This is a genomic window from Micromonospora sp. NBC_00821 (assembly GCF_036347035.1).
Classification (GTDB): Bacteria; Actinomycetota; Actinomycetes; order Mycobacteriales; family Micromonosporaceae; genus Micromonospora; species Micromonospora hortensis.
In genome coordinates, this window is record NZ_CP108880.1 from 4,636,871 (window position 1) to 4,662,416 (window position 25,546).

Below are 25,546 nucleotides of genomic sequence, written 5' to 3' on the forward strand. Positions count from 1 at the left end.
CAGCACACCACTCGACAGACGGGGGCGGACCGCGGCCGCCCGGCCGATGAGACGGAATGATTCGGACCCCTACGATGAGGCGATGGACCCCGCTGGGGCGCCACCGGCGGCGCGGTACCAACTACTCGGGCCGGTCGAGGTGCGGTCGGCCTGCGGGGAACGGCTGGCCCTCGGCACGCCGATGCGGGTGCGCCTCCTGGCCGTGCTGATGTCGCAGCCGGGCGCCGGGTGGTCCATCGACCAACTCGTCGACGAGCTGTGGCAGGGGCGCCCACCGAAGACGGCAGCCGGCAACGTGAAGACCTACGTCTGGGCGTTGCGCCGGGCGCTGCGCGCCCCGGGCTTCCCCGACCCCGCCATCCTCGCCGGGCCCACCGGCTACCGCCTCGCCCTGGACGGGCTGACGGTGGACAGCGTGGCCTTCGACGACCTGGCCCAGCGCGGGTATTCCGCGCTGCGGCACTGTCACTGGGCAGCCGCCCAGGAGTCGTTCGAGGCCGCGTTGGCGCTCTGGCGTGGGGAGCCGTTCGCGGGCCTCCCCGGCTGGGGCGTGTTGCTCTCCGTCCGAGCGCGGCTCCAGGAGCAGCGGTCGAGCCTGGCCGAAGAGGTCGCGGACCTCCAGCTGCGCGCCGGACGGCATCACGAGCTGATCGAACCGCTGCGGAGCCAGGTCGACGACGATCCGCTGCGCGAGCGCCCATGGGGGCAACTGATGGTGGCCCTGGCGCGGACCGGCCGGCGGGCCGACGCGCTGGCGACGTACCGGCAGCTCCGCCACCTCCTCGCCGAGGAGGTGGGAGTCGAGCCCGGTCCCGACATCCAACACCTGCACACCCGCATCCTGCGGGCGGAGCGAGAGCTGTTGACATCCGATCCGCGGCCACCGGAGAGAATCGCGCCGCGAATCGTCCCCCGGCAGCTGCCGGCCCCACCGACGTTGTTCACCGGCCGGGCCGGGGACCTGGCCCGGCTCACCACGCTGCTGCTCGGTGACTCCCACTCTGCCAGCACCGTCGTCATCACCGGTACGGGCGGCGTCGGAAAGAGCTGGCTGGCACTGCGCTGGGCGCACGACAACCTGCATCACTACCCCGACGGGCAGCTCCACGTCGACCTGGGGGGATTCGGCACCGCGACGCAGGAGGCGTCACCCTCAGCCGTCGTCGTACGCTCGCTTCTGCCCGCCCTGGGTGTGAAACCCCTGGAGATCCCGGCGGAGCCGGCGGCCCAGTTCGCCCTGTACCGCAGCCTGACCGCGGACCGACGGCTGCTCGTGCTGCTCGACAACGCCCGCGACGCGGAACAGGTGCGGCCGCTGCTTCCGGGGTCGACAGGCTGCGGTGTGCTCGTGACGAGTCGCCACACCCTGCCCGGCCTGGTCGCCACCGACGGCGCCCATCCCCTCGCGCTGGACCTGCCCAGCGACGACGAGGCGCGCCAACTGCTCGTCCGCCGACTGGGTGCGCAGCGGGCCGCCGCGCAGCCGGCAGCGGTGGACGAGCTGATCCGACGTACCGCGCGGTTGCCCCTGGCCCTGTCCATCGTGGCCGCCCGAGCCGCCGCCCGGCCCACATTTCCGCTCCAGGCCATCGCCGACGATCTGGCGGCGAGCCGGGGCGGGCTCGCCGCCCTGGCCACCGACGATGCCGCCACCGATGTGCGCACCGTGCTCTCCTGGTCGTACCGACTGCTCAGCGTGGACGCGGCCCGACTGTTCCGCCAGATCAGCCTGCACGCCGCCCCGGACGTCAGTGGGGCGGCGGCGGCCAGCCTCGCCGGGGCGCCACCGCACCTGATCCGGCCGGCGCTCGACGAGTTGACCCGGGCGAACCTGCTGGCCGAGCTGTCCCCCGACCGCTACCGCTGTCATGATCTGCTCCGCGCGTACGGGGAGGAGCTGACGCACACGCTCGACCGTCCGGCCGACCGTAGCGCCGTCCGGAGGCGCGTGCTGGACCACTACCTGTGTGTCGCTCACGACGCGGCGAGGCTGGTCGACCCCGGCTGGCAGCCGCTCGATCCGCCGCCCCTGCGCGCCGACGCGTCACCGCCGGCGTTCGCCGACCACCGGGCCGCGTTGGCCTGGTTCACCATCGAAGCGCGGGTGCTGCTGGCCGTCGTCGACGACGCGGTAGCGCACAGCTTCGACGCCCACGCCGGGCAGCTCGCCCAGTCCCTCACGCCCCTGCTCAGCCGGCTCTCGCAGTGGCACGACCTGGCCACCGTGCAGGCCGTCGCGGTCACTGTCGCGCAGCGTCGCGCCGACCCCCGGGCCGAGGCGCTGGCCCACCGGGATCTCGCGCTGGCTCACATCCAGCACCGCCGGTTCGGTGCGGCCCACCATCACCTCCAGCGCGCGATGGCCCGGTACGACCAGGCCGGCGACCGCCCGGGGCAGGCCAGCACCCACCTGCACCTCGCCTGGCTGTCCGACATCGAGGGCGACGCCGGGGCGGCACTGCCGCACGCCAGGCGGGCGCTGGCGCTGGCCAGCGGCACCGACGACCGGCTCGGCGAGGCGGCGGCGCTCAACGCCATCGGCTGGAGCCACGCGCGGCTGGACGAGCACGCTCGCGCCATCACCTATTGCAAGCAGGCGCTCGCGCTCTATGAGGAGGCCGAGGACCGGCTCGGTGCGGCAAACACCTGGGACAGTCTCGGGTTCGCCCATCACGGCCTCGGGAAACACCAGACCGCGGCGGACTGCTACCGGCGCGCGCTCACGCTCTATTCCGATGTCCAGGACCCGTGCGGAAGGGCGGACACGCTCGTCCGCCTCGGCGACATTCATCAGACGGTGGGCGACCACGACACCTCGGTCGACCTGTGGCGGCAGGCGTTGGCGATCCTCGACCGCGTCGGTCATCCACAGGCCGCGGTGCTGTCCGAACGACTGGCCGCGTACCGATGAAATCCCCGCGCCGGCCGTCCCCGGACCGGCATGGATCCGACGTGGACCGGCCGTCGGCAGGCTGGACGAATGTTGACCACGAAGAGAACCACCTTCCGGCATCCGCCCGGGGTTGATCGTCGACGGCGGCGGCTCCTCGGCAGCCTCTCGGCCGTCGTCGCGGTCCTCGTCGCCCTCTCGCTCAACGCCCCACCGTCGCTCGCGGGCACCACGCCAGCCGACGCCGACGGCACCGGGCCGGCCACCGTAGACACCACCGGCGGGTGGAACGGTCGGATCGACTGGCAGGCGTGCCCGGAACGGCCCGACGATCCGGGCACGCGGTGCGGCACCCTGCGCCTGCCTGTCGACTGGGCCCGACCGGGAGGGGAGACCTTCCCACTGGCGCTGGCTCGGCGCACCGCCACCGACCCGGCCGCCCGCATCGGTGCCCTGGTCTTCAACCCCGGCGGTCCGGGCCTGTCCGGGGTGGACGTGGCACTGACGGCCGAGAGCCAGCTCGGGCCGGACGTGCTGCGCCGCTTCGACATCGTCGGCTTCGATCCCCGGGGCACCGTCCGTAGCGCGCCGGTGCGCTGCTCATCGGCGCTGCTGGCCCGGCACCCCTCCCTGACGCCCGCCGACGCGGCGGAGTTCGAGCGGCTCCGCACCTACAACCGCCAGCTGCGCGACGACTGCCGCGCCCAGAGTGGCCCCCTGTTCGACCACCTGGACAGTGTGAGCGTCGCGCGCGACACCGACGCCATCCGGGCCGCACTCGGTGAGCGGCAGCTGAGCTTCTATCAGTGGTCCTACGGCACCCTGATCGGGCAGTCCTACGCCGAACTGTTCCCCGACCGTGTCCGCGCACTGGTCATGGACAGCGTGATGGACCACAGCCAGGGGGTGCGGGAGTACTTCCGCGGTGGTGCGGCCAGTAACGAGGAGCTGTTCCACGAATTCGTGACCTGGTGCGAGCGGAACTCTGGTTGCGCGCTGCACGGACGTGACGTGCCGGCGCTCTACGACCGCCTGATGCGCCGCGCCGACGCCGGCACGCTTGTCGACGCGACCACCGGCGCCCCGCTGACCTGGTTCGAGCTTGGGTTCGCGACAGTCGTCAACTTCTTCGACGCGACCTGGGCCGATCTCGCGAACATGCTGCTCGCGCTGGAGCGGGGCGAGGCCGCCGCACTCGCGTCCCCGATGGTGCCGGTCGACGGCGACGAGACCCTGACCGAGTACGCCCTGCCGGCGTTCTGCCAGGACTGGTCGCTGCCCGTCGACGGGTTCGCCGACTGGAACCGGTACCTCGACCTGTCCCGCGCCACGGCACCGCACCTGCGGGCCTCCCCGTTGGCAGTCCGCTTCGCCGCGATCTGCCTGGGCTGGACGGCGAACAACCCACAACATCGGCTGCGGGTCCGGACGAGCGCGCCGCTGCTGGTGCTCAACGGGCGGTACGACCCGGCCACCCCGTACGACGGGGCCCAGCGGGTGGTACGCCAGCTCGGCAGCCGTGGCCACCTCGTCACCTACGAGGGGTCGGGCCACGCCAGCTACCCACGGACCGAGTGCACCCGTCGTCAGGTGGAGCGGTACTTCATCACCAGAAGCACACCGCCGGTCGGCGCTAGCTGCCCGGCCGCCCCGGTCTGACGGGTCGACGTCATCACGGTGACGCCCCAGCTCACGGCAGGTGGTGCGACCGGTCCGACGGAGCGTCGGTCAGGTCCCCTACCCCGTCGGCTGGGGCGTCGCCGCAACCGTTTCCGGTCAGGAGCCGTCGGGCGGGTCGGCGGGCTGCTGTCCCGGCCAGAACGGCCACTCCTCGAATGAGCGGCACCGCCCGTCGTCAGCGAATCGCATGACCCACAGGTCGCGGTACTCCTGGTCGACCGGGTCGCCGTAGCGGACCTCCTGGCACGACACGGCGGTGTCACCCTCGACCGCGACGATCTTCGTGGTCAGCTGGAACACCTCGTCGGGGCCCTTGCGCTGCTTCTCCCACATCCGGGCGATGGCCGGCAGGCCGACGACGGGCGTCCAGTACGGCCCCTGCTGGTAGCTCGCGTCCTCGGTGAAGAGCGTGACCAGCGCGTCGGTGCCCGGGGTCCGCCAGAGTCGCTCGTAGGTGGCCAGCCAATCCGCGACGTGCTTCCTGTCCATGGCCCTCACCTTGCCATCCGAGCGCCGGTCAGCTGGGAAAACCCGCAGGCCGCAGGTGGTGCACCCATCGAGGCGCTGGCCGGCCTCGGCCCTGGACACCCTTGACATCGAAAGCTTCAGCCAGCCACACTCCCGATGCTAATTCGATTTAGCGACCATCGAAGCCCTCAACTCCCCGCACCGGACCAGACCGCGACGAGCGACCACCACAAAGGAGTCTTCGCGCATGAGGGAAACGACCGGAAGACGCAGGCTCCGGCTTGCGATCTCGATTCTCGCGCTCACGGCACTCGGAGCGGGGGCCGCCGTCCCCACGCCGGCTGCCGCCGCCGGCAGGCCCGCACCAGTGCCCGGTGCGACGGTCAAGGCGGACCGCACCTCACCGACCGGACAAACAGTCACCTTCGTCTACCGCAATCCCCACGCCACCCAGGTCCGCCTCGCCGGAGACCTGACCCTGCTCGACGTCAACACCGGCACCACGCGCTACCAGCCGGAAGAGTGGCAGCCGGGGCGCTACCACGCGGGCGGCACCGAGTTCCTCCGAGAGATGACCAGGGACCCGAAGGGGAACTGGTCGGTCTCGGTCCCGCTGCACGCCGGAGGTCTCAGCTACTGGTACCGGGTCTGGGACCCGACGCGGGGCTGGGAGAACAAGCGCATCTGGGACCCCGCCTCGACGAACCCCCGGCCGCCGGGCGACTCCTCGTTCCGGGTCAGGAACAACGACGTGCTCGACGCCGTGCACGTGCCGTACGCCAAGAAGCAGGACGACCCGGTGCTGAAGGCGCGTGCGGACTACGAGTTGCCCGTGGCCGACCGCGCGAAGCGGGGAACCGTCCGGTACGTCCCGTACACCACGATCCTGGGCGACAGCGGCCACTACCTCGGCGTCTACCTGCCGGCCACCTACGACGCCAACCGCGCGAAGCCGTACAAGGTCGCGTACCTCGCCCACGGCATCTTCGGCGACGAGACCGATTTCATGGTCCCCGCGAACGTCCCGAACATCCTGGACAACATGACGGCCAGGGGCGAGATCGAGCCAACGGTGGTCGTCACGATGGGCAACCACTTCACGGGCACCGGCCTCGGCTTCGCGTCCTACAACCAGACCAACGCGGCAAACAACCTGGTCCAGACGATCCTGCCCCTCATCGAGAGCAGCTACAACGTCTCGACCGAGCGCTCCGGGCGGGCCTACGCCGGATTCTCGTACGGCGGGATGACGGGCGGCGTCGTCATCAGGAACTACCCGACCACCTTCGCGTTCTACGGACACTTCTCCGGCAATCCGTCGCTCACCACGCAGGACTACGACACCATCGCGAACGCGGTCGGGGACGACAACCTGTCCGTCTTCCTCGGCAATGGCATCTTCGAGGGCAACCTCAACGCCCAGAACGCCATCGCGAACAACTTCCGGGCCAGGGGATACGCCGCCGCGACGACCCAGGTCCCCGGCGCGCACGACGGAATGACGGCGGGCCAGCTGTTCACGATCTTCGCCCGGGATCACCTGTGGTCGGGGGTGGACTCCGTGTCGGTGACGCCGGCGACGGTGAACCTGACGAAGGGCTGGAACTGGGCCAGGCAGTTCACCGCCCAGGTGAGGACCAACGAGGGTGTCAGCCCGGCGGTGACGTGGTCGGTCCAGGGAGCGACCTCCACCGGCACCACCATCTCCGCGGCGGGTCTGCTGTCGGTCGCCGCCGCGGAGACCGCGTCGTCGCTCACCGTCGTGGCGACGTCGGTGGTCGATCCGACACAGTCACGCTGGGCTGAGGTCACACTGACGCCTCCGGGCCCGGCACGGGTCGCGGTGCAGGCGAAGGCCACGCCGGCCTCGGTCGTCAGCGGTGGCACGTTCACGCTGACCGTCGACGTACGGGCACAGTCTCCGCACCGCAAGGCTCCGAAGGTGACCGGCGAGGTCGCCGTCACCTTCGGCGGCACCACCCAGGTCGTTCCGCTCCGTGGTGGTGCGGCCGTCGTCGAACTGCCGACCGGCGGGCTGCCCGCAGGGGTGTACCCGGTGCACGTCGCCTACTCCGGCGACAGGGTCCACGCCCCCACCGCAGCGGTCCACCAGCAGCTACGGGTTCGCTAGCCAAAGGCGGTGGTGGGCCGGCGACCTGTCGTCGTCGGCCCACCGCCAGTTGTCCGGCCGGACCGTCAGCTCACGCCCCGAACCGCCTCGATGATGGTCTCGGCGACCTCGCTCGGCCGGGCCACAGCCATCGCGTGGGAGCCGCCGACGACCTCGCGCTGCCCCCGGGGGTTGGCCCGCTCGGCCATGAACCGGTGCACGTCGGCGGGGATGTTCTTGTCAGCGTCCCCGAACACGAACCAACTGGGCAGCGACCGCCAGGCGGGGTCGCCGGTGAGCTTGCCGCCCAGGCCTTCTTCGGTGATCGGCCGCTGGGTCCGGGCCATCAGCGCGGCCACGTCGTCCGACGAGTCCGCGCAGAACTGCGCGTGGTACTGGTCCTGGCCGATCGCCACCTCGTTCCCACCGCTCGACAGCGGGTACTGCACCAGCGTGTCGGCGAGCGTGCTGCCGGGGAACTTCGCCGACAGCGTCATTGCCGACTCTCCCGTGTCCGGAGCGAAGGCGTTGACGTACACGAGGGCCCGCACCGAGGTGTCGCCGGCCGCGGCCTGCGTGATCACCATGCCGCCGTACGAGTGGCCGACGAGGACGACAGGACCGCCGATCCCGCTGACGACATCCCGCACGTACGCGGCATCGCCCGCGACGCTCCGCAGCGGGTTCGCGACGGCCACCGAGTCGTACGCGGCGCCCAGCCGCTCGAGCACACCGTTCCAGCTCGCCGACTCGGCGAACGCACCGTGCACGAGCACGATGGTGGGCTGTGGATCAGGCATGACAGGTGCCCCCTCACTCCGTGAAGCTGTTCACCGCCGGTCGCACTGGTACGCCTGGATACCCGTTACGCGAGTGTGAAACGTTCGGCCCGACGGCTTGCGCCCGGCCTGCTGAACGTGTCGGTCGGGGCCGCGCCGGGCGTCCGGTGTCCCACCGTCGCCGTAAGGTGCACCAACCCGACGGGAAGGAGGCTGTGGTGGCTGCGACGACGTCGACTGAGACGGTGGCCGAGGTGATGGCCGAGCTGGCCGAGTTGGAGGACCCGAAGGCACGGGAGGTGAACGCCAGACACGGTGACGATCATGCGGTGCACCTCGGCGCGCTTCGCGCGCTCGCGAAGCGGCTGAAGACGCAGCACGACCTCGCGCGCCAACTCTGGTCGACGGGCGATGCCTCGGCGCGGCTGCTGGCAGTTCTGATCTGCCGTCCCAAGGCGTTCGAGCGGGACGAGTTGGACGTCATGGTGCGCGAGGCGCGCACCCCGAAGGTGCACGACTGGCTCGTGAATTACGTGGTGAAGAAGAGCCCGCACTCCGAAAATCTGCGGCGGGCCTGGTTCGCCGACCCCGATGCCGTGGTCGCGAGTGCCGGCTGGGCGCTGACCACCGAACGTGTGACGAAGAAACCCGAGGGTCTCGACCTTCCGGGGTTGCTCGATGTGATCGAGACCGAGATGAAGGACGCGCCGGATCGCCTGCAGTGGGCGATGAACCACTGCCTGGCGCAGATCGGCATCGAGCACGCCGAACACCGCGCTCGGGCGATCGCCATCGGCGAACGCCTTGAGGTGCTGAAGGACTACCCCACCTCCCCCGGCTGCACGTCTCCGTTCGCGCCCACCTGGATCGGCGAAATGGTGCGCAGAGCGGGATAGGCAGCGGGTTCTCGGTCAGCCCGCATCGGCGGGGTCGACGCCGTCTCCCGCGCGCCCCTATAGTGAGTTCCATTATGGGACTTACTGCGTTCTGGCGATGGTGGGTCGCCGGCACGACGAGCCAACTCGGCTCGGCGGTCGGCACACTGGCCCTGCCGCTGACCGCGCTGACAGTGCTCCACGCGTCGGCGTTCGAAATGGGTCTGATCACGGCGGCGGGCTACCTGGCGTACCTTCTGATCAGCCTGCCGGCGGGCGTGATCGTGCAGCGCCTGCCGCTGCGCGGCATGCAGGTCGTCCTGGATCTGGTCCGGGCCCTCGCCATCGCGTCGGTCCCGCTGGCCTGGTGGTACGACATGCTGACGGTGGCCCAGCTGGTCGCGGTCGCCCTAGTGGTGAGCTTCGCCAATGTGCTGTTCGACGTGGCGAACCAGACCTTCCTGCCGGAGATCGTGCCGCCCGCGCAGTTACAGGCCCGCAACAGCCTCACCTCGGGCACACACGCCGCCACCGCGCTGGGCGGGCCATCCCTGGGCGGTCTCGCCGTGCAGGTGCTGGGTGCGGTGCCGACGCTGTTCGTGGACGCCGTCAGCTACCTGCTCTCCGCCGTGCTGCTGCGCACCCTGCCGGCCCGGCGGGTGCAGCGACCGGCCGAGCGGCCGCCGATGATCACGATGATCCGCGAGGGCTGGCACTTCGTGCTTCGGCACCCGATCATCGGACCGGCCATGTGGGACGCCACCGCGACGAACTTCGTCAACGGCGCCATGCTCGCCCTGTTCCCCTTCTACCTGGTGCGTGAGCTGCACGCGTCGCCGCTCATGGTCGGGCTGTTGATCGCCGCCGACGGCCTCGGCGCGCTCATCGGCGCGGCGTTGACGACCCGCTTCACCGATCGGTTCGGCACCGCACGCGGCCTGATCATCGCGGCCTTCGTCGGCGTGGTCGGCGCGCTCATCATCCCCCTGGGCACCGGCACCGCCGCGTTCCTGGCCTTCGCGGTCGGAAACCTCATCTTCGCGAGTTCCACTGTGGTGCTCAGCGTGACCACCCGCACCTACCGGATGCTCGCCAGCCCACCGGAACTGCTGTCCCGGGTGATCGCCACTGTCAAGTTCGTGTCCTGGGGCGCCATCCCGCTCGGCGGCCTGCTCGCCGGCATCCTGGCCGGGCCACTCGGCGCGCGAACCACCCTGTTGATCTTCGGGGGGCTCACCGTGTTGTCCCCGATCATCTACCTGTCGACGCCGATCCGCCGACTGCGCGACCTGCCGCTCGACCCCACGCCGACACCCGCCGAGGCGAGGGTGTGACCCGATCGGGTGCGCTCCCGGTCCGTCCACATCGTTCACCGGAGATATCGACAGAAGGTGTAGCCCCCGGTCCCCCGGGGCAAGAACCCGCACATGGAGGGAACGGCAGGGTGCGAGGGTCAACAGCTCGGCCGGCGGCACCGCACCGGTGAGCCGGACCTGGCAGGCCTGGCGACCGCGCTGCCGGCGGCCTCCCTCTGATGCGGCTGAGGCACAGCCTCCCCCCGGTGGCGCTCGGCGCGGTGGCGCTCGGCGCGGCTCTGGGCGCCAACCCTGCCCACGCCGACACCCCATCGCCGTCGCGGCTCCCGCTGGTGGAGGTCGCCACCTCGCCGGAGGCCATCACGGTTTCGGTGGCCGACCTCGTCGAGGTGCGGCTGACCGTCCCTTTGCCCCTGCCGACCGCTGCCGTCTCCCTGCCCCTGCCCCTGCCCCTGCCGTCGACGGACCCGCTGCCCCTGCCGTCGGCCGTTCCGCTGCCGACGCCGTCGGCCGAGCCCTCCACCACCCGGCCAAGTCGGCCGGCCGGCACACCGTCGCCGCAGGCCACACCCGCGCCCTCGGCATCCCCGAAGGCACGGATAGCCTCACCGCCATCGCCGGCACCGTCGACGCGTGTACCGGCGACGGCGACCCGAAGCGGCGCTCGTGGCACGTCCGATGGTCACGCGTGGGCGCAGGCACGGGCGACGATGACCGCCGTCACCGGACAGCGGCCCAACCCGCCCGTCCGTCCCGCACCGGGGCCACCGGCGTTCGTGCTGGCGCTCGCGTCCGCACCGACCGGCGTCGGCGGCGGCGGCGCTGATCCACCCACGTCAACAGCCGAAGTTTCGCCGCCCATGTCGCCGCTGCGGCCAGGTCTTACCGTCACCGCCGTCGACAGGCGCGCTACCAGCCGTCCCGTCGAGCGGGGTCCTCCCCCGCCCCGACACCTCCTGATCACCCACTCGCGTCCACGACGTTGATCAGGAGAGGTTCATGGAAATCGCCGTTATCTGGATCCCCGCCCACATCGAGCCGTCGGAGCCCGCCGTCGCGAGGTGTCTCAGCCACCTTCGCGAACACTCCTACCGATTCGCAGGAATCATGCGGGCACCCTGGGAGACCGTCGAGCAGACGATGATCGACGGGGAGGTGGATGTCGTCGTCATCGCCGACTTCGCCCACCTCCCGCCGGATCGGTCCCCCCGGATCGAGCTGGCCAGCTCCCCCGACGGCGTCGCGGACGAGGACCGAACGGTTCCGGACCCACAGCTCGACTGACACCAGAAAGCGCCCCGTCCGCTATGGACGGGGCGCTTCGTCGAAGTAGCAATCTGCCGTCGTCCACGGCGTCGCGCTCATCGGCGAAGTGTCGGGGCCGAGAGGGCAGAATGTCGGGCGGTGGCATCATGCCGCCATCAACGGGACTGACAGGGAGCAGACCATCGGCACCTCCGACACGATCACGCTGTGGCGGCCCACCGGGCAGGCCGAACTCGACCTCGTGGCGGCGGCCGGCTGGCGGGCTTGGCCACCACGCCTTCCCGACCAGCCGATCTTCTACCCCGTGCTCAACCGCTGGTACGCCACGAAGATCGCCCGCGAGTGGAACGTCCCCGCCAAAGGCGTCGGTTACGTGACCCGGTTCGACGTGCGACGTTCCTACCTGGACCGCTACGAGGTTCAGCAGGCCGGTGGTCGCGATGTGCTGGAGTACTGGATTCCCGCCGAGGAACTCGACGACTTCAACGCCAACATCGCCGGCGCGATCACCGCCGAGGCCGAGTATCGGGGGGCAGTCGACGACGAGGAGTTCACCGACGCGGAGGAGGCCCTGGGGCGAGCGCTGCCCGAGGCGTGGCGCACCTACCTGCGGGGCGAGTCGTGGTTCCGGCGGGGTTGGATGGCCACCGAGGCGTACGTGTGGCTCAATTCCCCACGCGAGATGCTCGAGCTGCATGAGGCATGGGACCAGGCCACCGCCGCGCACCCCGGTATCGCGATCATCGGCGGTGACGGCTCCAGGGAACAGCTCGTCCTCGACCTGCGCAGTGACCCCGCCCCGGTGCTGCTTGTCGACATCGCCAGTGGCGGGTGGGACACCGCCATCCGGCAAGCCGACGATGTCAGCCAGCTCATCGACCGCATCGAGGCGGGCACCTTCGCGTTCGACCTGGAGGACTGACCCGAGCCGGGCAACGAGCTACCGCTGCCCCGGCCCGGTCACGACGCCCCGGCGAATCCCCGGGTCAGGCAGCGACGGCCGCCCGGACGTCGTCGTCGGCGGCGCGCAGCCGGGCGGCGGCCTCCTCGGCGGTGCAGTTCGCCAGCAGCAGCACGATGGCCGTCTTGGCGTGCCCGTTCGCCGCCGCGAGCGCCCGCGCGGCCGTGTCGAGGTCGGTGTCGGCGGCCTCGGCGACGATCCGCCGCGCCCGGTCGACGAGCTTCTCGTTCGTGGCGTTCATGTCCACCATCAGGTTGCCGTACACCTTGCCGAGCCGTGCCATCGTGGCAGTCGAGAGCATGTTGCAGACCAGCTTCTCGGCGGTGCCGGCCTTGAGCCGGGTGGAGCCGGTGAGCACCTCGGGGCCGGTGGGCACCTCGATGGCGACGTCGGCGTGCCGGCTGGTCACCGCGTCGGTGTTGCAGGCCACCGAGACGGTCGCCGCGCCGAGCGCGCGGGCGTGATCCAACCCACCGACCACGTACGGGGTACGGCCGCTGGCGGCGAGCCCGACCACAGTGTCGCGGGCGGTCAGGCCGACGGCGTCCAGGTCGGCGACGGCGCGGGTCGGGTCGTCCTCCGCGCCCTCGACGGCGACGCCGAAGGCTCGTGCCCCGCCGGCGAGCAGACCGATGACCCGCTCGGGCGTCGTACCGAAGGTGGGTGGGATCTCGACGGCGTCGAGCATGCCGATCCGGCCGCTGGTGCCGGCGCCGAGGTAGATCAGCCGTCCGCCCTGACGGAGCGACGCCACTATGACGTCGACGGCGGCGGCGATGTCCGGCACGGCCCGGCGGACGGCGTCGGCGACCGTCTGGTCCTCGTCGTTCATCGCGAGAAGCAACTCGGTGGGAGACATCAGGTCGAGGTCGCCGGTCTTGTCGTTGCGGGTCTCGGTGCCGAGGGTGCTGAGGTCCACGGGGTGCTCGTTCCTCTCGCTGGTGTGCAGTCGCCGGCCGGCGGGGAGAGGGCCTCCGGTGGCCCGGCGGCTCGCCGTCGAGCGTGTCCTCGCGACCGGCCGCCGCGGCCAGGCCGAGGGCGCAGCTGCGAACAGTCCCCGTATCAGCAGGCTGAAACCACAGCGTAACCAGCCCGGACGGGCAGTGGCAAAAAGTTTCGCGCTAGGCTGGCCCAACGTCACTTATTGACAACCGCTGGTTGGGAGCGAGCCGTGCGTCAACTCGACCTCGTCGTGATCGTGCTGTACCTCGTGGTGATCGCCTACGTCGGACTACGCCTGTCCGGTAAACAGAAGTCCGCCAAGGACTACTTCGTGGGCGAGGGTCGACTGCCCTGGTGGACCGTCTCGTTCTCCGTGGTCGCCACTGAGACCAGCGTCCTGACCGTGATCAGTGTTCCCGGCGGCGCCTACAGCGGTCAGGGCTTCGGCAACGTCGAGCTGGCCCTGGGCTACGTCATCGGTCGGGTCGTCGTGGCCGCGGTGCTCATCCCGCTCTACAAGCGGGGTGGGTTCGTCAGCGCCTACCAGTACCTCGGTGAGCGGTTTGGCCTGAAACTCCAAGGGCTCGCGTCGGTGACGTTCGTCTTCACCCGCCTGCTCGCCGAGGGTGTACGGCTGTTCGCCTCGGCCATCCCCATCAAGCTTCTTCTCGACGAGTTCGGGCTGAACGTCGGCTACCAGGCCATCATCGTCGTCCTGACGCTCATCACTGTGGTCTACACCTACCTCGGTGGCATCAAAGCGGTCATCTGGACCGACGCCATCCAGATGGGGCTGTACCTGGGCGGGGCGATCCTCGCCATCGCCGTGCTCAGCCACGCCGTCGGCTTCGACGGCTACTCGCAGGCGCTGGACGCCGGCAAGTTCCAGCTCTTCGACACCAACTTCGCCCTCTCGCACGTGCTCACCAGCCCGTTCGCCCTGCCGACCGCGATCATCGGTGGCGCGATCTTCGCGATGGCCAGCCACGGGTCGGACCAGCTGATCGTGCAGCGCATCCTGTCGACCCGCACGCTGCGCGAGGGGCAGAAGGCCATGATCTCCTCGGGCATCTTCGTGGTGATCCAGTTCGCGGCGTTCTCCCTGGTCGGCGCGCTGCTGTGGTCGTACAACAAGGGTCAGACCTTCAAGGAACTCGGCCTGGCCAGCAGCGACAACCTCTACCCGAGCTTCATCCTGCACGCCCTGCCGGTGGGCATCTCGGGTCTGCTGGTGGCCGGCATCCTCGGCGCCGCCATGGGCTCGCTCTCCTCGGCGCTGAACTCGATGTCGAACTCCACGGTCGCGGACTTCATCCACAGCTTCTTCCGCAAGGTCCCATCCGACGACGCGATGCTCCGCCTCGCCCGGGTGATGACCCTGGTCTGGGCGGTGCTGATGGCGGTCTTCGCCTGCGCGTTCAGCTCCAGCACCGGAAACGTCTACCTGACCGGTTTGACCATCGCCGGCTACACCTACGGGGCGCTGCTCGGCGCCTTCCTGCTCGGCCGTCTCGTCAAGCGGGCCAACCAGGTCGACGCGGTGATCGCCTTCCTGGTCACCGTGGCAGTGATGACCTACATCGTCCGCTACGTGAAGATCGATGTGACGACCGCCGGGACGACCACCGCCACCGCCATCGCCGCGCAGTGGCTGGTCCCGATCGGCGTCCTGATCACCCTGGTCGTCGGCGCGGTGTCCAGCCGGTTCCACCCGGCCCCGGAGACACCGTACGACCATGGACGTCGCGACGAGATCGACGACGACGCGGCGGCGACGCCAGCCGGCCGGGCGTGAAGGAGAACGTGATGCGCGTGATCGGCCTGATGTCCGGAACCTCCTACGACGGCATCGAAGCCGCCGCGGCCGAGCTCGAGATGAGCGGCGACACACTGCGGATGCGACCGCTGGGCCGGCTCAGCCACCCGTACTCCGACGAGTTGCGCACGCAGATCGCCGCGGCCCTGCCGCCCGCGGCGACCACCACCGAGGCGATCTGCGTGCTGGACACCGGCATCGGCCAGGCCTTCGCCGAGGCCGGCGTGCGGGCCCTCGCCGAGCTGTGCGACGGCCACGCCGACCTGGTCGTCTCGCACGGGCAGACCATGCACCACTGGGTCGAGGACGGCACGGTTCGGGGCACCCTCCAGCTGGGTCAGCCGGCCTGGATAGCGGAGGCCACCGGCCTTCCGGTCGTCGCCGACCTGCGCAGCCGCGACGTGGCCGCCGGCGGCCAGGGCGCTCCCCTGGTCGCCCTCTTCGACGCGCTGCTGCTGGGTGGCCTGCCCGGCGTCCCGGCCGCGCTGAACCTGGGTGGCATCGCCAACATCACCGTCGTCGCGCCGGACGCGGACCCGCTCGCCTTCGACACCGGTCCGGCTAACGCGCTCCTCGACGCCGCCGCCCGCCACTTCAGCGGCGGCACCGAGGAGTACGACCAGGACGGGCGCGGCGCCGCCGCCGGGCAGGTGAACCCGGACCTGCTGCGGCGGCTGCTCGACGAGCCGTACTACCGGCTGCCCGGCCCGAAGAGCACCGGCAAGGAGCTGTTCCATCTGCCCTACCTGCTCGCCGCCCTCGCCGACGCGCCCACACCGGACCCGCGGGACGTGTTGGCCACGCTCACCCGACTGACGGCGGTCACTGTGGCCGGCGCCTGCCGCGACCACGGCGTCACCCGACTCGTCGTCTCCGGCGGCGGCGCACACAACCCGACGCTGATGCGCATGATCGCCGACGAGCTGCCCGGCGTCGAGCTGTCCTCCAGCGACGACCTGGGCATCGCGTCGGACGCCAAGGAGGCGCTGGCCTTCGCGCTGCTCGGCTACCTGACAGTGCACGGGCTGCCGGGCACCCTGCCCTCGGGCACCGGCGCGCGACACGCCTCGGTGCTCGGCAGCATCACCCCCGGCCGGCAGCCGCTGCGGCTGCCGGCACCGGCCAGCACCCCGCCCCGCCGACTGCTGATCGCCGAGTCTCCGGTGGTCGACTGACCACCCTCCTGGGAGGATCGCCCATGAGCACCGCCGTACCCGCGCCAACCTCGGCCGGCGCTCGCGCCCGCGCGGTCGCCGAACTGCTGCGCTCGCGCCTCGATGATCCGAGCCGGGCCAGCGCCGAGCTGCCCCGAAGGCTGGCGGCGGCGCACGACGCGTCGCCGTACCTCTTCGAGCCGCAGGCAGTGGTGCGCGCCGCCTCGGCCGCCGAGGTGGGGGCGCTGATGGCCGGCGCCCGGGAGGCCGGCGTGCCGCTGACCCTGCGCGGCGGCGGCACCAGCCTCGCCGGGCAGGCCGGCGGCGCGGGCGTGCTTGTCGACGTCCGCACCGACTGGCGCCACGCCGAGGTCCTCGACGACGGCCGCCGCATCCGGCTCCAGCCGGGCCTGACGATCCGGCAGGCCAACGCCCGGCTGGCCCGCTACCGACGCCGGCTCGGCCCGGACCCGGCCAGCGAGGCCGCCTGCACTGTGGGCGGCATGGTGGCAAACAATTCCAGCGGGATGACCTGCGGCACCACCGACAACGCGTACCGCACCATGGAGTCGCTGCGCTTCGTGCTCCCGTCCGGCACCGTCGTCGACTCCGGCGCCCGCGACGCCGACGACCGGCTGCGGGCCGACGAGCCCGAGCTGCACGCCGGGCTGCTGCGCCTGCGCGACCGGGTGCGATCGACGCCGGGGTCACGCGCCACCATCGAGCGGCTGTTCGCCATGAAGAACACCATGGGGTACGGGCTGAACTCGCTGCTCGACCACAACACCCCGGTCGAGATGCTCGCCCACCTGATGATCGGCAGCGAGGGCACGCTCGGCTTCGTGGCCGAGGCGGTCTTCCGTACCGTCGAGATCCACGACCACGCCGCCACCGGCCTGCTGATCCTTCCCGGCCTCACCGACGCCACCGACGCGCTGCCGGCCCTGCTCGCCGCCGGCGCCCGTACCGCCGAGCTGCTCGACGCGGCCGCGCTACGGGTCAGCCAGCGCGATCCGGGCGCCAGCGCGGCCCTGCGCGGGTTGACGGTCACCGGCCACGCCGGACTGCTTGTGGAGTTCGCCGAGGACAGCGCGGAGCAGTTGGCCGCGAGGCTGGCCGACGCCCGGCCCGTGCTCGACCGGCTGCCGGCCGTCACCGGCACCGAGCTGACCCGCGACCCGCGCGAACGGGCCAACCTCTGGCACCTGCGCAAGGGCCTCTACACCGCCGTCGCCGGGGCCCGCCCGCCCGGCACCACGGCCCTGTTGGAGGACGTCGCGGTGCCGATGCCGCGCCTGACCGGCACCTGCGATGGTCTGATCCGCCTGTTCGACAGGCACGGCTACCCGGACGCGGTGATCTTCGGACACGCCCGCGACGGCAACCTGCACTTCATGCTGACCCAGTCCTTCGACACAGCGGCCGAGATCGACCGCTACGCCCGGTTCACCGACGACATGGTCGACCTGGTGCTCGCCGAGGGGGGAACACTCAAGGCGGAGCACGGCACCGGCCGGGCCATGGCACCCTTCGTCCGCCGGCAGTACGGCGACGAGCTGTACGACGTGATGCGCGACCTCAAGCGGTTGTGCGACCCGAGCGGCCTGCTCAACCCCGGTGTGCTGCTCAACGACGACCCGACAGTGCACCTGCGGCAGCTCAAGGCCGTCCCGACTGTCGACCCCGAGCTGGACGCCTGCGTCGAGTGTGGCTACTGCGAGCCGGTCTGCCCCACCGCCGACGTCACCACCACGCCCCGGCAGCGCATCGTCCTGCAACGGCAGATCGCCCTCGCCACCGCCGCCGGCGACGAGGAGCGCCGCCGGGAGCTGACAGCCGACTACGAGTACGCAGCAGTGGACAGTTGCGCCGCGGACAGCCTCTGCGTCACCGCCTGCCCGGTCGGCATCGACACCGGGGCGGCGATGAAACGGCTGCGCGCCGAGCGGCACAGCCCTCGCGCCCAGCGCACCGCCCGCACCGCCGCCCGGCACTGGCAGGCCGCCGTGACGGGCGTCCGGGTGGGGCTGACCGCCGCGCACGCCGTGCCGACGCCGGTCACCCGCGCCGCCACCACGGCGATCCGCGGGCTCGGCGCCACCGAACTCGTGCCGCTGTGGAGCGACGACATGCCGCGCGCCGGCGCGCCCCGCCCCACCCCACGCAGCGCGCCGGACGCCCAGGCGGTGTTCTTCGCGGCCTGCGTCGGCAGCCTCTTCGCACCCGAGGACGGCTCGTCCGGCGGTTCGGCGGCGGCGTTCCTGCGCCTCTGCGAACTGGCGGGGGTGCCGCTCGTCGTGCCGACCGGCACGGCGGGCCTGTGCTGCGGAACCCCGTGGCAGTCAAAGGGCTACCCCGCCGGTCACCGGGAGATGGCCGAGCGGACCCTGGCCGCGCTCTGGGCGGCCAGCGACGAGGGCCGCCTGCCCGTCGTGTGCGACGCGTCGTCGTGCACGCACGGGCTGACGCAACTGACCGCCGCGCTGGCCGAGGATGACCGGGCACGCTACGGCGCGCTGCGCTTCGTCGACAGCGTGACCTTCACCGCCGAGCACCTCCTGCCGGCGCTGCCGCAGCCCCGGCGACTGGGCTCGCTGGCCCTGCACCCCACCTGCTCCACTGTGCACCTGGGCGGCATCGACGACCTGCGCGCGGTGGCCGGGGCGGTCGCCGACACCGTCACCGTGCCGGACAGTTGGGGCTGCTGTGCCTTTGCCGGTGACCGTGGGCTGCTGCACCCCGAGGTCACTGCCGGCGCCACAGCGGCGCAGGCCGCCGAGATCAACGAGCGCGACCACGACGCGTACGCCTCCTGCAACCGCACCTGCGAGATGGGCATGAGCCGGGCCACCGGTCAGCCGTACCGGCATGTGCTCGAACTGCTCGTCGAGGCGGTCGAGCCGCTGGTGTAGCCGGTGTCGTACCCGCGAGCGCGCCGCCCGCCGCAGATCTGCGGCGGGCGGCGCTGTTGGTGCCCTACCTCAGGAGAGCGCGATGTCGCGGTAGTAGTAGCGCAGAATCGCCTGGTAGTTCTTGCCCTCGTTGGCGAGATCACGCGAGCCGTACTGCGACAGCCAGTCCCCGTCCACCCAGCCACCACACGCGGTCGTCGTCGCGCAGTAGTGCGCCCGCAGGATGTTGCCGCTGCGGGTCATCCGGGCCGACCAGGTCCGGTCCACCGCCGCGGACGTCGACGACTGCGCCGACGACGGCCGGTAGACCTGGTCGCCGGTGTCGTCCCGGACGTCGTAGCACTGTCCGCCGGACGTCTTGCGGGTCGAGTGCAGCGCCCAGTACCAGGCGTAGCTCTTGACCGCCATCGCACCGGCGTCCAGCGAGGCGGCCGGCCAACTCGTCACCCACTCGTTCGGGAGGACGTTCTTGACGTACGTCTTGAAGTCGACCCGATCGACCCGGCCGAGACTAACCCGGTAGACGAGGATGGTGCTCGGCAGTTTGCTGTTGGTGCCGTCGGTGCTACAGCCCGTCGGCCCGCTCACCAACTCGTGCGAGGCGTTGTTGTTCTTCAGCGTGGCGTTGAGGTTGCCTTTCGCGCCGGCCGCGAAGTCCTGGCTGGCACCGGCGAAGTTGCTGTTGAAGTAGACCCGCACCGTCTTGCTGGTCCGGTTCCACACCGACGCCGCGTTGTTCTTCACGCACAGACCCTTGCCGCTGCCCGCGCCCTTGAAGTCGTAGCAGGTCGGTTGGGTCGTACCGTAGTCGTCCAGTGAGTCGGTGAAGTCGGAGACCGAGCCCGCCTGGTTGCTGTTGTAGTAGTAACAGAACTCGCCACTGTCGCAAGTGCCATCCCGCATGGCCGCCGCTGCCGGCGACGCGACACTCAGGATCGAGGTGGACATGGCGAGGACTGCGCCGACGATGGCCAGGCCCTTGCGGATACTCATGGTGTCCTACTTCTCGTTGTAGCCCTGGGAGTTCCAGAACGCGGTCGGGTCGGCGTTGTCCAGGGTGGAGTCGCCGACGCTGACGGCCGCGTGGGTCTGCCGACCGGCCCGAACCTCGACGTGGGTGTGCGCGCCCGAGCTGGACGACACCCCGTGCCACGACTCATCGGCGATGATCTCGCCCTTGCTGATGGCGTCGCCCACGCTCACACCGGACCTCGGCGCGGTGTGCAGGTAGATCACCGACTTGTTGAGTGAGGAGTTGTAGACGGAGACAGTGGACAGGCCGCCGCTGCCGGTGTTGCCCCGCGCGACGTAGATGACAGTTCCGGAGACCAGGGCACGCACGTCCGAGCCGACGCTGCGGGCGATGTCGATGCCCTCGTGCCGACCGGGCGTCGTGGTGTAACCGTCGAAGGCGCACGTGACAGTGCCGCCGCTGGCCTGGTACAGGGCGTACGACAGGTTCGTGCGCGTCGACGGCGAGAACTGGTGCGAGGCGTTGTTGTTCTTCAGCGTGGCGTTGAGGTTGCCTTTCGCGCCGGCTGCGAAGTCCTGGTAAGAGCCGGCGTAGCCGCTGTTGTAGTAGACGCGTACCGTCTTGGTGCTGCGGTTCCAGACCGAGGCGGCCTCGTTCTTGATGCACAGGCCCTTGCCAGCGCCAGTGCCCTTGAAGTCGTAGCACGAGGGCTGCTCGGTGCCGTAGTCGTCGAGCGATCCGGTGAAGTCCGAGATCGATCCCGCGTTGCCGCTGTTGTAGTAGTAGCAGAACTCGCCACTGTCGCAGACCCCGTCTCGGGCCGCCGCCGATGCGGGCGATGCGACGCTGAGGATCGAGGTGGTCGCGGCCAGCGCGACGCCGACGGCCGCGAGGCTCTTACGGATGTTCATGGTGTCCTTTCAGAAACGGTGAGGGGGTACGGGTCACTGCCCGCGCTGGTACTGCTCCCAGGTCCTGATCGGGACCTGGGGGCCGTCGTCCGGTCCCTGGTTGGCCAGGCCGTTCATGCCGAGGTGGTAGTCGCCGACCTGGTGCTGCGCCTGGCTGGACAGGTCCGTGTCGTTGATCGCGGTGGCGTGGATGTGCCACGGCCAGTCACCCTGATTCGGGTTGCGGACCCAGGCCGCGAAGCCGACCTGGCGCAGGGCCCGGGCGACGGCGGTGCGCTTGGCAGCGGTCATGCCGGTGACCGCGATGTCCACCACACCCCCGCCGTCGTGCGTACCGGCCGAGGTGGGGTCGCCCCCGGGGTTGTACGAGCCCTGATCGAGCACCAGGGGGTAGCCGAGCAGACGTTGCGCCTCGGCCAACATCGCCCGCGTACGGGCGTTGACGACGTACCCGTCACGCGGGACCTTCGCGCCAGGGCCGATCGTGTTGGCGACCGTGTAGCGGTTCTGCCCGAGTCTCGTCAGTGACGTCGTGCCGGGCAGCCCGTTCGCGGCCAGCCCGGTGTAGCCGAGCGAGCGTTGGTACGCCGCGTACGCCGAGACGGTCACGGTGCCGAAGTAGCCGTCGACCCATTGCGCGTTCAGCAGACCCTGCGCCTGCAGCGCCTGTTCGACGGCGAGTACGGAGTTCTTCGCGCCCGGGGTCAGCGTGTTGTCGGCCCGGCGGGGGTCGATCTGAGCGGCCAGGACGGTGGCCTCCATGTCCACGACCGGTCGCGCGGCCGCGGTGACGGTTCGCTGCGCTGTGGCGCCTGATGTCGCGGCCCACGCGTGGGCCGGGACGCCGACTGCCACGCAGAGCGCGGCGAGCCCGACGGATAGCCAGGGACGGCGCACTGTCGATCCTCCTCGCAGTTGGTGAGTCGTTCGGAACGGACATCACCTTGCGAGAATCGGCCTGCTGTTCGGTACCCCTGCTGTCCTGTCAGATCCGTCAGGCCGTCACCGACCTCGGTGGATGTGGTGTTGTCAGCTTTGGCGGCGCCCGGCTCTGACACCGATGGTCAGCACTCTGACACCGGTCGAGGTGACCGGGGAGCGCACTCAGGCGGTGACGGTGACCATGAAGTACACCGGCCGGCGGGTGGGAAAGTACTCCTGCCCGTTCTCGTCGACCATCTTCCAACTCACCCAGCACTTCCCAGGACGACTCGGCGCGGTGACCTCGACACTGATCATCACCTGCTCGTCGGGCGGTGTGTCACCGATCGCCACCCGGTCCGGCACCTGGCAACCGTCGGCGTCGGCGGTGGGGTTGGTCCGCTGGAGGAAACGGTTGTGCCAGGCGACCTTCCCCACGTTCTTGAGGGCCCACACCTTGACGAACTGCGAGTTCACCCGCACCCGGGTGCCGTCGGGGATGGTGACGTCGGAGATGAACTTGCTGGAGTCGCCGGGGATCAGCGAGTCCGAGAACGGTGACGCCGACGGCGACGGCGCGGATGACGCCGCCACCGCGCCGGAGCCGTCCCGTGACGACCGGCCGCGAACGACGACGCCCAGAACGGCGACCATCGCCACCACCAGGACCACCGCTGCGGCGGCGAGCCATGGCAGCCGGTGCCGCCGTGCACCCGCGACGTCCTCGTCGGTCGGCGGATAGTCCGTGCTGCGCAGCGCGTTCTGCTCATTCGGGGACGACGCGGGGACGACGGACACGACAGGCCCGTCCGGTTCCGGGGTGTCGGTGCCGGTGTCGGGCTTCTTTCCGCCGGTGGTGATCGGGGTCTCGTCGCCGGTCGGGGACTCGGTGCTGACCGGCGCGGTATCGCCGTCTTCGGTGCCGTGCGCAGACGCGGGGCGCTGTGCGTCCTCCCAGCGACGCCGCCACTGGACCTCGTCCGCCTCGCAGGCTCGAACGAACTCTCGCACGGTCTCCCAGGAGGGGAACCTGGTCCCGGCGGCGGCCTCGTGCAGCGTGGTGTGCGAGATCCGGCCCGACCGCCCCGCCATCTTGCGGAACGACGGGTCGCCGGCGGCTGTCCGCAGGGCCCGTAGCTGTTCGGCGAACCTCTCGGCGGCCTGTCTGTCCTGAATCGACTGGGCGGCGGCACGCTGGTCCTTCATCACTCCCCCATGTCAGACGACGTCGTCAGGCGTTGTCAGAGCGTGTCAGAGGGTATCGAACGGGACAAGGCCGTCATCAATGTGGTGCATCGACGGCACCGGGCGCGACGGTCCCGGTGCTGGCGATCACCGGGACCGCGCACGCCGGGACCAACCCGCGTTGCGCCGCCGCGTCTTCAGGCGACCTTGGGCGTGGCGCGCATGCCCACGTAGCAGACCCGAGTGCCGTTGGTGAGGGTGGAGAAGACCACCGGCATGTAGTCCTCGCTGAACGACGGTCCCGCGCCGGAGGCGGCGAAGACCGTTGCGGTGACCGGTTCGAGGTCCATCTCCAGGGGCGGCGACATGCCTGCCATGTCGTCGACGAACTCGTACCGCAGGTGCGGTGTGCCGTCGTCGGTGCGGGAGACGGTCAGGACGACACCCTCACGCCGGTACGTGCCGAGCAGCGGTTCGAGGTCGATCGGGGGTGGCACGGGGGCCGGGGCGAACGGCGCGGGCATTGTGACGTCGGCGAGTTCGGAGAGCAGATCGCGGAACAGGTCGGCGTAGAGCAGTCGGGCCGCGCCGCCGTTTGTCATCAGGACCACTGCGAGGTTCGCGTGCGGGACGACGCGCAGGTAGGCGTACTGACCGATGGCCGCGCCGTCGTGGCCGTAGCCGGGGACGCCGTTCCAGTCGTAGAGCGTCCAACCCAGACCCCACCCGTCGGCGCTCACCGTCCACTTGTCGGGCACGTCGACGGCGCGGTGTCGCATGGCGGCGACAGCTTCGGTGGACAGCACCCGGGTGCTGTCGGGCGCGAGGCCGCCGTCGAGGTGCATCCGGGCGAAGCGGGCCATGTCGCCGGCGGAGACGATGACCCTGCCCGCCGGACCCATGGAGCGGGGCATCAGGTCCCAGGACGGGGCCGGGTCGGGATAGCCACCGGACTCGCCCAGGTGGCTCATGGCGACGCGGAAGCGCAGGGCCTCCTCCGGCAGCGTCATCGAGCGTTCCAGGCCGAGCGGCTCGAACAGGAGGCTCTTGAGGGCCTGGTCCCAGGTGAGGCCGGTGAGCTTTTCAATGACGCGGCCCAGGACGATGTAACCGAGCCCGCCGTACGAGATGGCTGTGCCGGGCGGGCAGTCCAGCGCCACCCGTCGGGCGGCGCTGACGTATCGGGCGAGGCAGTCGTCACCCCTGCCACCGTCGAAGTTGAAGTCGTTTGTCACGCCGCCGGTGTGCGACAGCAACTGCCGAACGGTGATCGTCCTGGTCGCCTCGGCGTCGGGGGTGGCGAACTCCGGCAGCACCTCCACTACCGGCGCGTGGAGGTCCAGCTTTCCCTGGTCGGCGAGCCGCATGATGAGCGTTGCGGTGTAGACCTTCGCGATCGAGCCGGACAGGAACACCGAGTCCGGGGTGACCGCCACGTCGGTGCCACCGTGCAGCACCCCACTCGCCAGCTCGTGGACCTGCCCGTCGAGCAGCACGGCCAGGCTCGCGCCGGGGACGTGGTGCGTGTGGCGCAGCTCGTCGAACCGCCGCTGCCAGCGGTCGACGTCGAATCGCCGGCTGGGCGACCTCCGTACAGGTGGGGGGTGCAGGTCGCTGTCGGCGTTCCGGATCAGCGTCTCGGTCATGGTGCTTCCCTTCGGTCGGTCAGGCTTTGGCACGGCACGTGCCGTGCTGCTGGTGGATCGCGCTCAGTTTGGCCACGCACCCGGAGGATTGTCAACGGCACGTGCCGTGCCGTTACAGTGGCGGCATGAGCGACGACCGCCGCACCAGGGCCACCGACCGGACCAACGCGATCATGCGTACGACGTTGGAGCTGGCGCAGGAGGTCGGTTACGCCAAACTCAGCATCGAGGGGGTCGCGGCACGCTCCGGCGTCGGCAAGCACACGGTCTACCGGCGCTGGCCGTCCAAGGGCGCCCTGTTCCTGGACGCGGTGCTCACCTCCGGCGAACCCGCACTCGACTACCCCGACACCGGCGACATCGTGGCCGACCTGCGCCAACAGATCCACGCGGCGGTCGACCTCCTGGGCCAGCCCCCACTGGGCCCCCTCTACCGGGCCCTGGTCGGCGAGGCCCAGCACGATCCGATGGTCGCCGCCGCGCTCAACGAACGCTTCATCCGCCCGCAGGCGGACCGGACCCTCGCCCGGCTGCGGAGCGCCCAGCAGCGGGGGCAGATCTCATCCGACTTCGACCTGGACGTGGCCATGGCGATCCTGTCCGGCCCGCTCTACTTCCAGTTCCTCATCACGCAGGAGCCGCTGACCCACGAGTACGTCGATCGCGTACTCGAGGCTCTGCTGGGGGGGATGACGCCACGGTCGTAGGACGCGCCGGCCCGCCGGGATGGCGCCCGGCGGG

At 70.7% G+C, this 25,546-nt stretch carries 18 protein-coding genes and 1 pseudogene; 11 read left to right on the plus strand and 8 right to left on the minus strand.

The features are described 5' to 3' along the window. Positions 1-82 precede the first annotated feature (82 nt). Together OHB44_RS21170 and OHB44_RS21175 are read left to right on the plus strand one after the other, a co-directional pair. Complete coding sequence (locus OHB44_RS21170) at positions 83-2,911, plus strand: AfsR/SARP family transcriptional regulator (protein WP_330437973.1); 2,829 nt, start codon at positions 83-85, stop codon at positions 2,909-2,911. Positions 2,912-2,980: 69 nt separating this feature from the next. Beyond that, a complete protein-coding gene (locus OHB44_RS21175) occupies positions 2,981-4,549 on the plus strand; it encodes an alpha/beta fold hydrolase (RefSeq protein WP_238684042.1) in 1,569 nt (522 codons plus the stop codon). Positions 4,550-4,666: 117 nt separating this feature from the next. Here the strand turns inward: OHB44_RS21175 and OHB44_RS21180 are convergent, their stop codons facing one another. Next, positions 4,667-5,059, minus strand: a complete 393-nt coding sequence (locus OHB44_RS21180; RefSeq protein ID WP_238684043.1) for a YybH family protein — start codon at positions 5,057-5,059, stop codon at positions 4,667-4,669. A 346-nt stretch (positions 5,060-5,405) separates the two neighbouring features. Between OHB44_RS21180 and OHB44_RS21185 the strand changes: the two genes are divergently transcribed. Next, positions 5,406-7,169: an alpha/beta hydrolase-fold protein gene (locus OHB44_RS21185; RefSeq protein WP_330437974.1), complete on the plus strand. Its 1,764-nt coding sequence runs from the start codon at positions 5,406-5,408 to the stop codon at positions 7,167-7,169. 65 nt (positions 7,170-7,234) lie between these two features. Here the strand turns inward: OHB44_RS21185 and OHB44_RS21190 are convergent, their stop codons facing one another. Beyond that, positions 7,235-7,948, minus strand: coding sequence for an alpha/beta fold hydrolase (locus OHB44_RS21190; protein ID WP_238684045.1), 714 nt, complete (start codon positions 7,946-7,948; stop codon positions 7,235-7,237). A gap of 236 nt (positions 7,949-8,184) precedes the next feature. Here OHB44_RS21190 and OHB44_RS21195 point away from each other — a divergent pair, with 236 nt between their 5' ends. The 4 genes and pseudogenes from OHB44_RS21195 to OHB44_RS21210 all read left to right on the plus strand — a co-directional run. Continuing rightward, on the plus strand, positions 8,185-8,823 hold the full coding sequence (locus OHB44_RS21195; protein ID WP_274530921.1) for a DNA alkylation repair protein: 639 nt from the start codon (positions 8,185-8,187) through the stop codon (positions 8,821-8,823). A 74-nt stretch (positions 8,824-8,897) separates the two neighbouring features. Next, positions 8,898-10,136, plus strand: coding sequence for an MFS transporter (locus tag OHB44_RS21200; protein WP_238684047.1), 1,239 nt, complete (start codon positions 8,898-8,900; stop codon positions 10,134-10,136). A gap of 981 nt (positions 10,137-11,117) precedes the next feature. Further along, positions 11,118-11,402 carry a hypothetical protein gene (locus tag OHB44_RS21205; protein ID WP_238684048.1) on the plus strand — a complete coding sequence of 95 codons (285 nt, stop codon included), beginning with the start codon at positions 11,118-11,120 and terminating at the stop codon, positions 11,400-11,402. 163 nt (positions 11,403-11,565) lie between these two features. Continuing rightward, positions 11,566-11,913: pseudogene (locus OHB44_RS21210) on the plus strand (ADP-ribosylation/crystallin J1); the annotation flags it as partial. 457 nt (positions 11,914-12,370) lie between these two features. Here the strand turns inward: OHB44_RS21210 and murQ are convergent. Then, positions 12,371-13,264: an N-acetylmuramic acid 6-phosphate etherase gene (murQ, locus tag OHB44_RS21215; protein WP_238684049.1), complete on the minus strand. Its 894-nt coding sequence runs from the start codon at positions 13,262-13,264 to the stop codon at positions 12,371-12,373. 252 nt (positions 13,265-13,516) lie between these two features. On the opposite strand from murQ, the gene OHB44_RS21220 reads away from it, so the two are divergent. Genes OHB44_RS21220 through OHB44_RS21230 form a run of 3 tightly spaced genes read left to right on the plus strand, consistent with a single transcriptional unit; the run spans position 13,517 to position 19,169 of the window. Next, complete coding sequence (locus OHB44_RS21220; protein WP_238684050.1) at positions 13,517-15,082, plus strand: sodium:solute symporter; 1,566 nt, start codon at positions 13,517-13,519, stop codon at positions 15,080-15,082. Between the two features lie 11 nt (positions 15,083-15,093). Further along, positions 15,094-16,278 carry an anhydro-N-acetylmuramic acid kinase gene (locus tag OHB44_RS21225; protein WP_330437975.1) on the plus strand — a complete coding sequence of 395 codons (1,185 nt, stop codon included), beginning with the start codon at positions 15,094-15,096 and terminating at the stop codon, positions 16,276-16,278. A gap of 23 nt (positions 16,279-16,301) precedes the next feature. Further along, positions 16,302-19,169, plus strand: coding sequence for an FAD-binding and (Fe-S)-binding domain-containing protein (locus OHB44_RS21230; RefSeq protein ID WP_330437976.1), 2,868 nt, complete (start codon positions 16,302-16,304; stop codon positions 19,167-19,169). A gap of 69 nt (positions 19,170-19,238) precedes the next feature. Here OHB44_RS21230 and OHB44_RS21235 read toward each other — a convergent pair whose 3' ends face one another. From OHB44_RS21235 to OHB44_RS21255, 5 genes are all read right to left on the minus strand, one after another. Beyond that, the gene (locus OHB44_RS21235) at positions 19,239-20,162 is read right to left on the minus strand and encodes a peptidase inhibitor family I36 protein (RefSeq protein ID WP_266301991.1); all 924 of its coding nucleotides are present in this window, start codon (positions 20,160-20,162) and stop codon (positions 19,239-19,241) included. A 6-nt stretch (positions 20,163-20,168) separates the two neighbouring features. After that, entirely contained in the window at positions 20,169-21,053 is an 885-nt protein-coding gene (locus OHB44_RS21240; RefSeq protein ID WP_266301990.1) for a peptidase inhibitor family I36 protein, read from the minus strand. Positions 21,054-21,086: 33 nt separating this feature from the next. Beyond that, positions 21,087-21,950 (minus strand): peptidoglycan-binding domain-containing protein, encoded by an 864-nt coding sequence (locus OHB44_RS21245; RefSeq protein ID WP_330437978.1) that lies wholly within the window; start codon positions 21,948-21,950, stop codon positions 21,087-21,089. Between the two features lie 207 nt (positions 21,951-22,157). Continuing rightward, positions 22,158-23,180 carry an NBR1-Ig-like domain-containing protein gene (locus OHB44_RS21250; protein WP_266301988.1) on the minus strand — a complete coding sequence of 341 codons (1,023 nt, stop codon included), beginning with the start codon at positions 23,178-23,180 and terminating at the stop codon, positions 22,158-22,160. A gap of 176 nt (positions 23,181-23,356) precedes the next feature. After that, positions 23,357-24,805, minus strand: a complete 1,449-nt coding sequence (locus tag OHB44_RS21255) for a serine hydrolase domain-containing protein (protein ID WP_330437979.1) — start codon at positions 24,803-24,805, stop codon at positions 23,357-23,359. A 125-nt stretch (positions 24,806-24,930) separates the two neighbouring features. Between OHB44_RS21255 and OHB44_RS21260 the strand changes: the two genes are divergently transcribed. Then, positions 24,931-25,512, plus strand: coding sequence for a TetR/AcrR family transcriptional regulator (locus tag OHB44_RS21260; protein WP_330437980.1), 582 nt, complete (start codon positions 24,931-24,933; stop codon positions 25,510-25,512). Positions 25,513-25,546 lie beyond the last annotated feature (34 nt).

Coding starts and splice junctions, on each gene's coding strand:
- OHB44_RS21170 (WP_330437973.1), top strand. CDS start 83: ATGGACCCCGCTGGGGCGCCACCGGCGGCGCGGTACCAACTACTCGGG.
- OHB44_RS21175 (WP_238684042.1), top strand. CDS start 2,981: ATGTTGACCACGAAGAGAACCACCTTCCGGCATCCGCCCGGGGTTGAT.
- OHB44_RS21180 (WP_238684043.1), bottom strand. CDS start 5,059: ATGGACAGGAAGCACGTCGCGGATTGGCTGGCCACCTACGAGCGACTC.
- OHB44_RS21190 (WP_238684045.1), bottom strand. CDS start 7,948: ATGCCTGATCCACAGCCCACCATCGTGCTCGTGCACGGTGCGTTCGCC.
- OHB44_RS21195 (WP_274530921.1), top strand. CDS start 8,185: ATGGCCGAGCTGGCCGAGTTGGAGGACCCGAAGGCACGGGAGGTGAAC.
- OHB44_RS21200 (WP_238684047.1), top strand. CDS start 8,898: ATGGGACTTACTGCGTTCTGGCGATGGTGGGTCGCCGGCACGACGAGC.
- OHB44_RS21205 (WP_238684048.1), top strand. CDS start 11,118: ATGGAAATCGCCGTTATCTGGATCCCCGCCCACATCGAGCCGTCGGAG.
- OHB44_RS21225 (WP_330437975.1), top strand. CDS start 15,094: ATGCGCGTGATCGGCCTGATGTCCGGAACCTCCTACGACGGCATCGAA.
- OHB44_RS21230 (WP_330437976.1), top strand. CDS start 16,302: ATGAGCACCGCCGTACCCGCGCCAACCTCGGCCGGCGCTCGCGCCCGC.
- OHB44_RS21235 (WP_266301991.1), bottom strand. CDS start 20,162: ATGAGTATCCGCAAGGGCCTGGCCATCGTCGGCGCAGTCCTCGCCATG.
- OHB44_RS21240 (WP_266301990.1), bottom strand. CDS start 21,053: ATGAACATCCGTAAGAGCCTCGCGGCCGTCGGCGTCGCGCTGGCCGCG.
- OHB44_RS21250 (WP_266301988.1), bottom strand. CDS start 23,180: ATGAAGGACCAGCGTGCCGCCGCCCAGTCGATTCAGGACAGACAGGCC.
- OHB44_RS21255 (WP_330437979.1), bottom strand. CDS start 24,805: ATGACCGAGACGCTGATCCGGAACGCCGACAGCGACCTGCACCCCCCA.
- OHB44_RS21260 (WP_330437980.1), top strand. CDS start 24,931: ATGAGCGACGACCGCCGCACCAGGGCCACCGACCGGACCAACGCGATC.